At 53.8% G+C, this 12,953-nt stretch carries 10 protein-coding genes; 8 read left to right on the forward strand and 2 right to left on the reverse strand.

Going from position 1 to position 12,953, the window contains the following annotated elements; all coding sequences use genetic code 11:
* Window positions 1-639 carry a hypothetical protein gene (locus tag ACVHNU_RS14665; RefSeq protein ID WP_473017624.1) on the forward strand — a complete coding sequence of 213 codons (639 nt, stop codon included), beginning with the start codon at window positions 1-3 and terminating at the stop codon, window positions 637-639.
* The gene (locus tag ACVHNU_RS14670; protein WP_473017625.1) at window positions 636-1,838 is read left to right on the forward strand and encodes an XRE family transcriptional regulator; all 1,203 of its coding nucleotides are present in this window, start codon (window positions 636-638) and stop codon (window positions 1,836-1,838) included. The genes ACVHNU_RS14665 and ACVHNU_RS14670 overlap by 4 nt, the downstream gene beginning before the upstream one ends.
* A gap of 131 nt (window positions 1,839-1,969) precedes the next feature.
* Here ACVHNU_RS14670 and ACVHNU_RS14675 read toward each other — a convergent pair whose 3' ends face one another.
* Window positions 1,970-3,112 (reverse strand): hypothetical protein, encoded by a 1,143-nt coding sequence (locus tag ACVHNU_RS14675; RefSeq protein ID WP_473017627.1) that lies wholly within the window; start codon window positions 3,110-3,112, stop codon window positions 1,970-1,972.
* Window positions 3,113-3,464: 352 nt separating this feature from the next.
* On the opposite strand from ACVHNU_RS14675, the gene ACVHNU_RS14680 reads away from it, so the two are divergent.
* Together ACVHNU_RS14680 and ACVHNU_RS14685 are read left to right on the forward strand one after the other, a co-directional pair.
* On the forward strand, window positions 3,465-4,031 hold the full coding sequence (locus ACVHNU_RS14680) for an SLATT domain-containing protein (protein ID WP_347929192.1): 567 nt from the start codon (window positions 3,465-3,467) through the stop codon (window positions 4,029-4,031).
* Window positions 4,028-5,392 carry a reverse transcriptase domain-containing protein gene (locus tag ACVHNU_RS14685; protein WP_473017628.1) on the forward strand — a complete coding sequence of 455 codons (1,365 nt, stop codon included), beginning with the start codon at window positions 4,028-4,030 and terminating at the stop codon, window positions 5,390-5,392. The genes ACVHNU_RS14680 and ACVHNU_RS14685 overlap by 4 nt, the downstream gene beginning before the upstream one ends.
* Before the next feature lie 75 nt (window positions 5,393-5,467).
* Here ACVHNU_RS14685 and ACVHNU_RS14690 read toward each other — a convergent pair whose 3' ends face one another.
* Complete coding sequence (locus tag ACVHNU_RS14690) at window positions 5,468-8,086, reverse strand: UvrD-helicase domain-containing protein (protein WP_473017629.1); 2,619 nt, start codon at window positions 8,084-8,086, stop codon at window positions 5,468-5,470.
* A 259-nt stretch (window positions 8,087-8,345) separates the two neighbouring features.
* Here ACVHNU_RS14690 and ACVHNU_RS14695 point away from each other — a divergent pair, with 259 nt between their 5' ends.
* The 4 genes from ACVHNU_RS14695 to ACVHNU_RS14710 all read left to right on the forward strand — a co-directional run bounded on the left by ACVHNU_RS14695 (window position 8,346) and on the right by ACVHNU_RS14710 (window position 12,326).
* Window positions 8,346-9,743, forward strand: a complete 1,398-nt coding sequence (locus ACVHNU_RS14695; protein WP_473017630.1) for a hypothetical protein — start codon at window positions 8,346-8,348, stop codon at window positions 9,741-9,743.
* Window positions 9,744-10,095: 352 nt separating this feature from the next.
* Window positions 10,096-10,320 (forward strand): hypothetical protein, encoded by a 225-nt coding sequence (locus ACVHNU_RS14700; protein ID WP_448178497.1) that lies wholly within the window; start codon window positions 10,096-10,098, stop codon window positions 10,318-10,320.
* 714 nt (window positions 10,321-11,034) lie between these two features.
* Window positions 11,035-11,712 carry a histidine phosphatase family protein gene (locus ACVHNU_RS14705; protein WP_473017631.1) on the forward strand — a complete coding sequence of 226 codons (678 nt, stop codon included), beginning with the start codon at window positions 11,035-11,037 and terminating at the stop codon, window positions 11,710-11,712.
* Window positions 11,709-12,326 (forward strand): 3'-5' exonuclease, encoded by a 618-nt coding sequence (locus tag ACVHNU_RS14710; RefSeq protein ID WP_473017632.1) that lies wholly within the window; start codon window positions 11,709-11,711, stop codon window positions 12,324-12,326. The genes ACVHNU_RS14705 and ACVHNU_RS14710 overlap by 4 nt, the downstream gene beginning before the upstream one ends.
* Window positions 12,327-12,953 lie beyond the last annotated feature (627 nt).

Genomic DNA, 12,953 nt, shown 5'->3' on the forward strand with positions numbered 1-12,953 from the left:
ATGACCCCAAACCCAGATGCTATCGCCGCTTTGCTAATCGCCAACGTTTCGCGTGACCTTGTGATGGGTGTCGAAGACGCCTTCGCCGCAGGTGCGCTACAAGCCTTTGGGTTGACGAAAGAGGTCAGTAAAAAGCAGCGGAAAACTGCGCTGGGGTACATGCGGCACATCCAGATGAACGAGCGCTTCAGTGATTTGCTGGAAGCATCCAACGCTGAGCTGATTTCCTCCCAAGGCAACCGCGTGATCGTGGGCGTGGCAGGGATGTTCAAATTTGCGCGCTTGAACATGAGTACGACGAACTGGAATCGCCCCACTCGTAGCACCATCCGACGTGAGCTGGCTGAAGCGAATGAAGCCATGAGCCAACTGGTGCAGCCGTCTCTTTTTGGGCCACAGGATGTGACCTCCGGGGCGTTTTTCTTCGTCGCACGCTTCAGTGGTTCATTGCATCAGCATCCCGAGAAGCCACTGCAGGTCTACATCGCTGTGCCCAATCCGAAAATGGACGGGTGGCTGTTTCGGGAACCTTTAAGCCAGTTTCTAGATCGCTATGATGCGGCTCCGAAACAGGCCGACAACGCAACAGTAAAACTCAAAACGGGCTTCATCGAGCTCGGAGGACAGGAAGAAACATGAGCCGGGGCATTACAGATTTCCAGCCAGGTCGATTGATTCAAGCATTGGCTGCCCGCGCGCTTTCGCAAGTACAGCTCGCTGCCATGGTCGGGGTATCGCCGGCCACGATCAGCAAGTGGAAGTCTGGGCAGCAGGCACCCGAAGCGGAGGCGCTAGACAGCCTCTCCAAGGTCATCAATGTCAGCCCTGAATGGTTCACCCGCCCTCTTCCTAAGAAGGGGTCGTTGCCTCTTTTCCGAAGCAATGCGTCTGCGCACGTCTCTGCGAGGGCGATGCTGGAAGCCCGGCTAGAATGGACGCAGGACATCGTCTTGGCGATGAACGAATTCGTGGACTTTCCGGACGTAAATCTTCCGGTCAGGTCGTTCACCGATCCTCAGCAAATCGCCAATTCCGACATCGAGGAAGCTGCCAGTGAATGCAGAGACCTCTGGAGTCTTGGCCGTCGTGCAATTCCTGATTTGGCACTGGCTGTGGAGGGTGCAGGCGTTATCGTAGTACGGGAAGAAACGGGTATCGCGCCGATCGAAGGCCTTTCTGCATGGAGCTACGAACTTCAACGGCCACTGATACTTCTGTCATCCGACAAAGGTAATGGCTTTCGCAGTCGATTTGACCTGGCGCACGAGCTCGGCCACCTCATCCTTCACAAAGGCATAGACCGCTCAACCGATCCCGAGCGCTACAAGTTGATGGAGTCACAGGCTCACCGGTTCGCCGGCGCTTTCCTACTGCCAGCAGAAACGTTTGCAGCCGATGTGAGGACTCCGGTCACACTTGATAGCCTACTGTTGCTCAAGCAGCGTTGGGGCGTCTCCGTTGCGGCCATGATCATGCGCCTCGAAGCGCTCAAGATCATAGATGCTGATGCGAAGCTTGTTTTGTTCAAACGTCGCTCAGCTAGGTGGGGAGCGAAATCCGAGCCAGGTGATGATGCACGCGCGCCTGAACAACCTCGACTACTCAAGCGCACCATTGAGTTGCTGTCGTCTTCTGGGGTTATGCCCATCGAGTCGGTAGCAGGCTATATCGGTTTGGCTGCAAACGATGTCGAAAAGCTTGCGGGCTTGCCGGAACGTTACCTCTCAGGGAAGGCCTCCGTTTTCCATCTAGCGAAGCTGAAGTCTATGGTCAGCAGCGATCCGTCCATCAAGTCCGATGATGGTGGCGTAGTACTCCCGTTTAATCGGAGCAAATGATCCTCGTCCGCCGATTTGCGGACGTTAGGTGATCACACTCGGCAACGAAAACGGAACGCTAAGTCACTGCGCGTCTGCCTCCTGCCCTGATGCATCATAGGCACAGCAACCCGATCTGCTGTGACCCGAAGTTAAGCCCTAGGTCGCTCGTAGCCAATGTTGCTAGCGCCTAGGAGCGCCTGCAAAAACTCCACTTCATCAGGATCGCACTTCATCAATCGTTCGTCGAAAACGACCTGTTGCTTCTCCCCGGCCTTAGTGACTGACCTCTGAATGGTCATCCCCATCCAAAGGAATGCGAGATTCTTATCCCGCGTGAGCAGCGCAAAACGGTATTCAGGGTGCTGTGATTGAAATTGTCGTAGCAAGAACAGCAGAAAAAGATCCCACATCGCATTGTAAGCCTGCGCCACACCGTATACCGCCGCCGGCTTCAGGACATTCTTCGCGGGGTTGAATTGCTGCGAAGCCGTCAGCGCACTCAGCGTAATCGCGACACAGATATGTTGGGGCGAAATCCCCGTATCCTTTGCAGCTTGAATTATCCGAGCCCATGCAGCACGGCGCTTCGCTTTGCCTGTTGTCGCCATCAACGACGGCCCAACCCTCTGAAGAAAATCCATACCTTGATTGAAGTAGGCGTGGTAGCTCCCAAGAGTGGCCTGGGTCTGCTCTCGGTCATACAAAGACTTGGGCCAGACCTTGATGTGGGGGAGCGCATGAGCGAGGTCGGCCAAGGCGATTCGAAGCTGATCCAATACGACATCGACGTCTGGTAAGTTCTGCACGTTACCTTCAAGCGCGTAGGGCAACGGATTCAGGGTACTGCTGCATGCCTTTTGCTCCAGCATGTTGAGAAAGTCCCGTTCTGCCGTACCACCTGATTTCAGCTTCCCTCCCACAAAGCGCGCTTTGATCTCGGCGACAATGTTCCTATCCACGAAAATATTGGTGCCCGATAGGCAGTAAATCAGAGGCAGCCATCCGCCATCCACAAGGCAGATGCTTTCATTACGGATCGCCGGATCAAGCTGCAAAGTTCTGCTGATTCTGCTGCCGATAGCCGGCGAATCAGGCTTTGAAGTATTGCTCCCCTCTTCAACCCAGCCGGTTATTTCCACAGCCAACGGCTGACCCTTCTGGTATTTGAACCAGTCGTCCAAAGTGAGGGGCTTAGCGGTAACCTCCCCAAGGATCACCCCATCAGCATCAGGCGGTAAAACTTCATCGTGGGATAAGAGCATCACTGACACGGGCGAACCTATTTGCTGCAATTCGGAGACTCCTATGCTGAGGATGATCGGTAAAACGGGAATGAGCCAATCAGCCGTCCTGTCGGAACGACATAATGCCCCAGATGCCTGTCAGTCTGTCGTTGCATAACCGTTTGATCAACGCAAAGTGATCTCCCCTTGGAGTGGAGGGGTAGCACTGGGAGGCTTTCGCGCCTCCTAATGGCACTGTAGAATCAGTCACGAAGGGGTGGGTTTTTCCTCTCGTGCGAACGAGGGCGGTTCTGATAATTAACAGCTTCGGCTGTTGGGTTTCGGCCCACTGATCCCTACGGGATGTTCAACGGTACTCAAATCCCCCCACCCCTTCACCCTTTTCTATGGAGAGATGTGCGTGAATAAGGATAGCGTCTGGTTCACTTACAAGGCACGCATTCAGGCTCATAAGCGTCTGGAGTGGCTGGACTTTCACTCGCAACTCTTGCTGGTATGGTACGCGATCCTCAGCACAGCGCTGGGTGTGCTGACAATCAGACACAGCACGATCCTTGGCCCAGACACAGATGTCATGGCGACGATCCTTTCGGTCGCTCTGCTCGGTATTTCGCTTGCGGTTGCGAACCGCGACTTTCGTGGCCGAGCAATGCTAATGCGCACCAACTATCTGGAGCTGCAGAAGCTTCATCGGGGATTGCCTGATGGCTCACCGACCACCACATCCTCTGCGCCAACACCGGCACAGGTCACCAGATATGACGAACTGTTGGCTGAATCAGAAAATCATCGGGAAATCGATGATCGGATCGCACGCGTTTTTGCCAGCGGTCTCACCACTCGAATGCCCACAGGCTTTGAATACTTTTCAGCCGTATTTTGGCTGACGATGCGATTACTGATTACAGCGTCGCTCTATGCACTCCCGGTACTGGTAGGCCTCTACTCTTTCTGGAACAAGCCATGAGCGCGGCGAAAAGCTTTAAAAAGGTATTTACCCGAAAGCATCTCCAGGAAATCTACACCGATAAAATCAAAAACTCCGGGGCCATCGGCCTCGACCGGATGCGTCCGGCTAACCTCGATAAGCAGTTAAGCGCGGAGCTTGATCACATCATTGAGAAGGTTCACAAGGGTGAATATCGCTTCACTGCCTACAAGGAAAAACTGATTCTCAAGGGGGCCTCGTCGCCGCCTCGGCAGATATCCATTCCAACCGCCAGAGACAGAATCGTCCTACGTGCTTTGTGCAATTGCCTATCTGACGTTTTCCCCATGGCAAAACTCACCCTCCCCCAGACCGTCATCGATTCCCTGAAAACTGCGCTCAATTCCGGCGTGTATGCCGAATACGCCAAAATTGATCTTAAAAGCTTCTACCCATCCATTCCTCACGAATTGGTCGCCGCCGCCACGCGAAAAAAAATCCAGAAACCCGAGTTCAGGCAGCTGATTACCGATGCGCTCACAACGCCCACGGTGCCTGAATCCAGGGGAAGCAAAGGAGCCGACCGTCCTACAGTCGGCGTTCCGCAAGGCCTCGCAATTTCTAATGTGCTCGCGGAGATTGCGCTCCAGGGCATTGATACCCTTTTCGAGTCTCGGACGGGGATTTGGTACAAGCGTTACGTTGACGACATTCTGATCTTGGGGCCGGCGGGCGTGGCGTGCTCTACGGCTAATGAGCTCATCGCGGAATTGAAGGCCTTGAAACTCAACCCGCATGACTTCGAAACGGGATCGAAGTCCAAAGTGGAGAGTTTAACCGACCCCTTCAGTTTTCTGGGGTACCAGATCGAGAGCGGCCAAGTGCTCATTCGCCACGAAAGCATTCTCAGGTTCGAGTCATCGATCGCCAAAATCTTCACGGCATACCGGCACAAACTGGTAACAGCTCGACGACCTGCCGATAAGGAGCGCGCTCTGGCCTACTGCCAGTGGAAGCTGAACCTGAGGATTACTGGCTGCATATTCAAAGGCAAGCGCCTCGGCTGGGCTGCCTATTTCTGCCAGATCACCACGACGTCCCAGTTGCGTGCCATCAATCACACGATCAGAAAACTTACAGACCGATTCTGCCCAAGCGGTGAGATCCATCCGAAATCGCTGATCAAGACCTTCTACGAACTGCAGAGAGGCATGAAAGCCGATAATGGCTACATCCCAAACCTCGATGCTCTCACGGTCAATCAGAAACGCGAGAAACTCGCCATGTGGCTAGGCGATGATGCGTTTAAACTGAGCGACGCAGAGGTAGAACGCAGGTTTGAAATCAAAGCCAGTAAGGCTGTGCGTGAACTGGAAGAGGATATCGCGCAGACGTCCTAAACACTGGCCGCTGCGCTTTTTGACATTCCTCAATGCCACCCTGAGATGCTAAGATCAGAGACAGGAGAGCCTTGGTTATCGTCCTTTCCTGGCTTTACGTTTGATGCCATCCGAGGCCAGCGCAGGTCGCGGGGTCACAACGTTCCAATAGCTTTGATCTCTCTCGATGTAACGGCTTGCCTTCTCCGACGCAGGCACCTTTTCGTCCCAGGAAACATACCAATAGCAGTAGGTTACGGCCCGGGTGATTGCCACGTAGGCCGTTCGCAGCGCCTCCTGCTGCTGGGCTAGGTCATAACCGCACGGCTCGCCCGGATTCGCCATGCCCGCCTGTGCATAAAAATCATTTCTCGAAGGCGAAGAAGTCGTGACCTCACAATCCCCCAGCAAAAAGACCGCATCAGCTTGCAGGCCCTTGGAGGAGTGGTAGGTCAAAAACTTTATTGCCTTGCTGCGCTTGTCTTGCCGGGCTCGCTCAATGACTTCGCCCAACTTCGCCCGTGCATCTTTCTTGGTGTCGCGTTTACGGTAAAGCACAAGGATTGAACGTCCGGCGTCGTAATGGTGCTCAACCATCTGGACTAGGTGCCCCCAGTCAAGCTCGCGAACCTCTACCGGTACCTTATTGCCAATCACACGCTTATTGACCGCGACACCATGCTTGTTCTCGAAGCCAGGCGTCTGGTTGACGATTGCTTCAGCTGCGTCGACCACCATCTGATGTGATCGGTGATTCTCTTGCATAAACACCTGCGTTAGCTTCGGCGATTTGAATTCCTTTCCGAACTCCATAAGAAAACGCGGAGAGCTGCCGCGCCATCCATAGATGCTTTGCCAATCGTCACCCACGGCCATGACTGAAGCATAGGCCGGCGCGCCGAGCGTCTGAGCCGCCAGCCCCCGTCGCTCGATCTCGCTGAATGTCGCCCGTACCCAGGAGATCGTGTTCGCTCCAACGTCCTGGAATTCGTCAATGAGCAGTGTTGTCATCGGACGAAGTACGCTGTCTGGCACTGCCCGAAAATTCTGCTGACCACGCTCGCTGAACATCGCGAACATGCTGTTAAAGGTCATGACCGGTGGGCTCATCCCTAGCAGCCGTTCGTTGAACGCAGCCCAGTAAATACTCATGGCATAGAAAAATAGGGTGTCGGGATCGCCCTTGTACAGCGTCATTTTTTTTACCGCCTCGATGGCGTTTAGACCCAGGTTTTCTATGAAGGAAGCGGTAGAGAAAAAGGCCTCTAAGATATAGCTGGAGCTGATCTCACCCCTGACCTTGTACCGAAATTTCGGACATCCATTGATACGCCCCTTGAGGGCCTCAATCGACTGCGTGGCATCGACGTAGCTGTTTAAGTATACGACTCGTGGACTGCAATAGGCCTGAACAAGCGTCCGCTTGTCCCGCACATGCTTGCGCATGAACCAACCATATTGGTGATCGAGCTTTAGGTCATCGGGTTCGGTTTCATCGACTCCTAGCATGACGTAGGTATCGAACTCGGGAATATAGCCGTTGACTTGAAAGTTTTTTCCAAGTATCCGCAGGGTCTTCTGAGTCGGCTCTATTCCGTCAATCGGCCAATGGCCAGCGGCCTCCCAAAGCCCTTCGAGCTGAGTGCACAAGGCAGCGTCGATACTCGCCATTTGCCAAGCCTTATCCTGACGATCCAGTACATCCGGATGGTCTTTCTCCATTTTATCGAGCAGCAGTGAGCGCTGATACAGCTCCCCAATCAGTGCGCGAAAGGGTTGGTTGTGTTCAAAGAGATCTTGGTAAACAGCGTTCATCAGATCGAGCTGCGTCTCTCCCAGTTTGACCTGCAGCATCGACCCGTCACGCTCTTCCTCATCCGGCTTGTTGTCCAGGAACTCGAATGCCTTGACGTCGCTCAGTCCATCGATGCTTTTTGCAAACGACAGAATCCGTGAGTGGAAGGTTCGGACTATCTCAAGGGATTTCTTCTCACTGACGTCATAACCCCAGAGGTCGAACACCTCACGGACTTTCTTCGCAAAATCCAGCTTCGACTCTTTTGTAAAGGTGACAACCGTCAGCCCCGACAGATCGATCTTTAGATAGTGGTAGAGAACGATCAGACGCAGCACCATGGTGGTCGACTTGCCACTGCCAGCGCCGGCGACAACGCAAGTGGTTGGAGTCGTCGACAGGATCATCTTCCATTGATCTTCTGACGGAGGTTGGTCAGGAAGATAATTTTTCACATCCTCTCGGATTTCAGCAGCCATCTCCGGAGTGATCGCGAACCTCCAGTCCTTGAAGAGTGCAGGCTCCTTGATGCCTGGTGGAGCGGGACATGGAACAGCGCCGGGCCGCAGTTCAACAATCAGCTTCCCTTCGTCCAACCCCAATACGTGCCCCTGAGAGAACCCCTCCTCAAAGCCTTCACTTTTGCCCTCCAGATGCCCGACCTTTCGACCCTCCGCGCGCCCTAATTCGAGCCCCCGCTTTTGACCCAGTTTGAAACCGTCTTCGGCACCAATTGCACGGCCTGCTTTCCAGGCAGAGAACTGTTGAAACTTGACAGCATCCAGAATGGTGTTGGCGATTAGATTGAAAAATCCACCCTTGGTGGGCTGTGTAGCATTCGGGAGTGTGGAAGTATCGCCGCGTGGTGAGGTGTCAATCTGTGGCGTTTCAGAATGAAGGTCGGTTGGTCGTGAATCCACTAGCTGATGGCTCCCTGCTGTCCGTGTGCGTGCCAGAAATGCTGATCACGCTTCTGCGGTAAAACCCAGAGGTTACCATCATATTTGTGACGCCAAACTTTTAACGTAGGGCAGATAGCCATCATAACCGGCGACACATGCTGCCTTGCTCAGCGTCATACTTCTGCCACGGCTACACCCTATACTGGCTGGCTTCATGATCATTATGGCGGTACGCAGCGGGCGTAAGCGCCCCGGCTAGGGCCAGTAAGGAGAGACAATGGCTACGAATCGAGCATGCATCATCTGCGGTGAACCTGCGAAGTCCAATGAACACATCTTTCCCGCCGCTCTGGGTGGACGTCGAACGAATCGTGGCATCTATTGCCATGATCACAACACCGGCTTCGGTAAGCTGGTAGCTCGTTTGGAACCTCAGCTGGCGATGATGAACGGTGCACTAGAGGTCAGGCCGGATCGCAAGGATAAGGCCAAGCCCTACTTTTTTATGGACGGGGAAACGCGCTATCGGATGGAGGGTTCGAATATCGATATCGATATGCCTCCGCCGCTCGATATTGCAACCGTCGGGGCGAGCACCGGGGTGAAGCTGGCGGTGCCCAGCCTTGAAGTAGCCCAGCGATGGGTTGAAGCCAATCAGACAGATCAGATCAAGATTGATCTTAGGCAAACGGGGGCATCGCAAACGCACTATCGAACTGAAGGCAACCGCATCCAGCTGAGATTTGGCGGGTGTGACTTCTTGCAAGCAGTTGGTTACCTTGCGCTGACGTTCTTTGCGCACTCATTCCCTGACGCTGCTCGACAGGATGGGCTTAAGACCTTCAAGGATATGCTCCAGCGTGACCTCCAAGATGACAAGGCGAACTGGGAGCAGGAACTGGTCTGGTGGGATGGTCGAGAGACCAACGCAGTCGTGGGTGACAACCCCTATGACTTCGGCCACACGTTGGCGGTGGGTGTGTGTGACGTGACGTCTCAGGCCTACGCCTATGTCTCCTTTTTCTCGTGCTTGGGCTTCGGCGTGGACTTGGGGCCAGTTGAGTATGCGGGCGAAAAGAAGACAGTGTGCACGTTCATCAACCCCCTCGCTGATCGGGCTGGGGACTCAGTCACCGAGGTGCAGCTCAACACCTTCAACACTGAGATCGGCAAACCTGGGGTTTCCCTCTATGACATGATTCATTCTGGTGCTGCGTCGAGGGCTGTTGGGCGGTTTCAGCAAAAACTGCATGCACGCCACGCTGACAGCATCGTCGCTGACATTCTTTCTCAAGTACCATCCCAACCCTTACCGCCTTTTGAAGAGTTTGAGCGGTTTATGGCCATCACGCAGGAGAACGGGCAGTCGCTGCTCAACTTGCTTCGAGAGGTGGTCGAAGACCTGGCACCGAAGTTTGCAGATTTTGAACCAGCGCCACAGGTTCTGCGCTCTCTGATTGAGAGGGACGAGAGTCAGCACAATGGATTGACGCCCATCGCGTGGCAGGTTCTCCAGCTCACTATGAATCTGGTTGCCCTGCAATTGCATAAAGCACACGTCGATGGTGTATTGGACTCACAGAAGGTCTCGGGGCTGTTCTTTGGTGGCCCGGGTCTTGAGCTGATTACACGCGAAGTCATCCAGCCGATCTTACTGTCGCGCCCCGGCCAATGACGTTCGATCATTTGCCGTGACCCGCTGCAATCAACAATCCGGTCGTCAACCTGTTGCGGGTATATCACCCCATGGCAGACGACTGGTTGGACGGTTACAGGTAGCAGGCTACTGAGCCTGCCCTTTGAAGATTGCGGTAGCGATGTCGAGACCCTTTAGCAGATCACGACGGAGCTTACATTCCACATATCATCGCGGGATAGACGATGCTAGGAACGTTGCATCCATCATTAAGGAAATGCTCGGCTGATTAGGTGAGCCAGGCCTATTGGCCCGAAGGGGCGAACACTCCCCTCTAGGTCATCATCAAACCCCTGCTACGCTTTGCTCTTCACCCGAACGGAGTCGAGTCATGGCCGAGCAATATTCCCTTCCCGACGTACTGGCAAGAATTTACGAAAACCAATTGGCAATCGAAGCGGCATTGATGGAGCTCGTCCTGCTGGAGGAGCAACGTGGGTCATCTGAGGCTTGCGACAATGCACGTGTTGCGCTGGAAAAGATTGGCGAGAATGCAGGGCATATCAAGCAAGGGATTGCTAGATTGGGAGGAGATCCTGGGACGTCGATTTTTTGATCCTCCAGCCTTCAGCCTTCAGCCTTCAGCCTTCAGCCTTCAGCCTTCAGCCGGCATCGTGCCTTCAAAATAATGTCCCCTCAACGGGTATGAATACGAAGAACCGAAGCTTCGTGTACAGATATGGTGACGCGCTCACCCAACGATGAACCAAGACCACGCGTACCTCCTATAACGCCCAGCAACGACTCGCAGTGATTTGAAGGACAGGCTAAGACTGTTCACTCTCCTCAATCCTGGGATACCGAAGCTAGGGATTTTGAACAAGCAGGAAGAGGTAATCGCCTGGCTACGCACGCAGTCCCTCGGATAGCGACGCGAGGTGAGACACGCTGGGCAAACGTCTGTGAATTATTTAAATTATTGGCCAGCCATAATTATTGCCCTGCCATAATTCTCAATAATTTTGCGCGTACTTAAGTCAGAACCTAGCAGGCCGTTTGGGTCACCAGACATAGGCGGGCACAAGGCCCGAAGGGACGACGCCTCCACGTACGGCCCAGCGATTGCGACGCGCCTCTCTAATACGTAGAACGCCACGATTTCGTACACCGACCAGCTCCATTGACTGCTTTATCACCAGGTCGCTTTGGATGCGGGCGATAATGGAACTCACTTGATCGAGCTTTCAGCCCCATCACGCCCCAATTAACTCCAGCCACATCCCTAGCAACGCTAGTGGTGTCGTGCGTCGGCGAAACGACAGGTAAGTCAATGAAGAACGTCAGGCTAGTGCGTCATGGAGAAAGCGCGGCCAATGTCGGTGCAGCCACCCTTGATCACGCAAGTATCCCGCTCACCGAAAAGGGCATCGAACAAGCTAAACGAGTGGCGCAGTCCGTCGGACGTGCACCTGAGTTAATCGTTACCTCCCCTTTCTCTCGGGCTCGAGCGACCGCGGGGGCGACCATCTCCGTATTCCCTGATGCTCCATTTCAGACATGGCCCATCGAGGAGTTCACCTACCTAGATCCGACTAGGTGTGTGAATACCACCGTGAGACAGCGGAAGGCATGGGTCGACCATTATTGGGCGAACGCAAATCCGTCCTACATTGATGGAGAAGGTGCTGAGTCGTTTGTGGAGTTTGTTGGCCGCGCACGATCGTTCCTAGATCGCCTTGCCACACATCCGGCGCAAGACATCCTAGTCTTTTCGCACGGACAATTTCTCAATGCGGTAGCTTGGCTCATCGAGCGCAAGCCACTCCAGGTTGATGCCCAAGCAATGATCAAGTGGCGCAGGTACGAGATCGATAATCACGTCCGTAATGGTTGTGGGTATATCGTGACCCGTGCCCTAGGCGATTCGTCGTGGGCAGTGAGTGATTCAATCGACCTAGATGGGGCAATTAATCTCAACAAGCTCCAAGTAAGGTCTCCCATGCCATGAGCATCGAAGCAAAGTTCCTTCATCTCCAAGCAATCCAAAACCTCCTTGCGCCATACCGCTATCTCTATTGCGTTGACCTTGAGGCAACCTGTGATGAGGTTGATGAATCGGAAACATCAAGGCCGCTCGTAGTCGTCCCGGATCAGATGGAAACAATTGAAATTGGCTTGGTGGTCATCGATCTGGAAACGCTTGAAATCGTCGATGAATTCCAGCGTTTCGTGCGGCCTCAGATCCATCCCACCCTTACCGACTTCTGCAAACAGCTCACATCGATTCAGCAAGCGGACGTAGATGGTGCAGGAATTTATATGGAGGTTGGTCAGGAGCTAGGAGCGTTTATTGCGCAATATCCCAACGCGGCTTGGGCGTCGTGGGGTGACTATGATGCAAGACAGCTTGCCCGCGATGCTGGCTTAGCTGGGTGCCCTTCCCTGCTCGAGGGCCTGCCACATTTTAATGCCAGGAAATGGCATGCCGGCTTATATGACGATCGACCTAAATCACTTAAGCAAGCAGTTGAGTCGCTGGGTTTGGTTTGGATGGGTACATATCATCGGGGGATAGACGATGCGAGAAATGTGGCTTCCATCGTCAAAGAACTACTTGCCTGAGAGCTGAGCCGGGCCCATGTGCCCGAAGAAGCGATTCCACACCTAAGGCTACTACATACTCGTAGCACTGAATTCCGTGGCTTTTCTCATTGATAGCCGTCATATCGTCTAAGCAGAAAAGAGCCCAGAAGCGTCAGTTTCACACCCTATCTAACGCTTGCTGGTCGCTACCACCTCACTCCCCGATCAATTTCTTCAGAGTCCAGGATGCGTAGGGGATTGCCGCCAGCCCTAGGAGCTCGGTCTTGAACTCACCAAGTTGCTCCCAAGTGAACCCGCACGGTGTATTGAAGTCGTTTGTTATGTAGGAACATGACATTCTCCTCAGGCGAATCAGGGCTGCGGTTCACTCGGCAAGAGACCGAATGCCAACCCACAATCATCTGAAGCAAATGCACTTGGGTTAATTTCAAAAACCTTTTGCACTGTCGACCAACGGGTGCTGCTTACCCTTTGCTGTGTCCAGGCGACGATGGGCCTTCTTTGATTCCCCTAGGCCTTGTGATACCCCAAACGATTAACCCAATAACTGGGAAGACGATAAAATACCTCGACCGGCTTTGGCTCCCCCGGTCTTATCGCTACGAAACACTCTTGCGCTTTCAGGTGGGCCTGCCTCAGGGAAAA

The sequence above is a fragment of the Pseudomonas sp. Ors-4-3C genome (assembly GCF_055755035.1).

Excerpts from the sequence above, each read along its gene's own strand:
- ACVHNU_RS14695 (WP_473017630.1), top strand. The coding sequence starts at position 8,346 with ATGGCTACGAATCGAGCATGCATCATCTGCGGTGAACCTGCGAAGTCC.
- ACVHNU_RS14685 (WP_473017628.1), top strand. The coding sequence starts at position 4,028 with ATGAGCGCGGCGAAAAGCTTTAAAAAGGTATTTACCCGAAAGCATCTC.
- ACVHNU_RS14700 (WP_448178497.1), top strand. The coding sequence starts at position 10,096 with ATGGCCGAGCAATATTCCCTTCCCGACGTACTGGCAAGAATTTACGAA.
- ACVHNU_RS14665 (WP_473017624.1), top strand. The coding sequence starts at position 1 with ATGACCCCAAACCCAGATGCTATCGCCGCTTTGCTAATCGCCAACGTT.
- ACVHNU_RS14705 (WP_473017631.1), top strand. The coding sequence starts at position 11,035 with ATGAAGAACGTCAGGCTAGTGCGTCATGGAGAAAGCGCGGCCAATGTC.
- ACVHNU_RS14710 (WP_473017632.1), top strand. The coding sequence starts at position 11,709 with ATGAGCATCGAAGCAAAGTTCCTTCATCTCCAAGCAATCCAAAACCTC.
- ACVHNU_RS14670 (WP_473017625.1), top strand. The coding sequence starts at position 636 with ATGAGCCGGGGCATTACAGATTTCCAGCCAGGTCGATTGATTCAAGCA.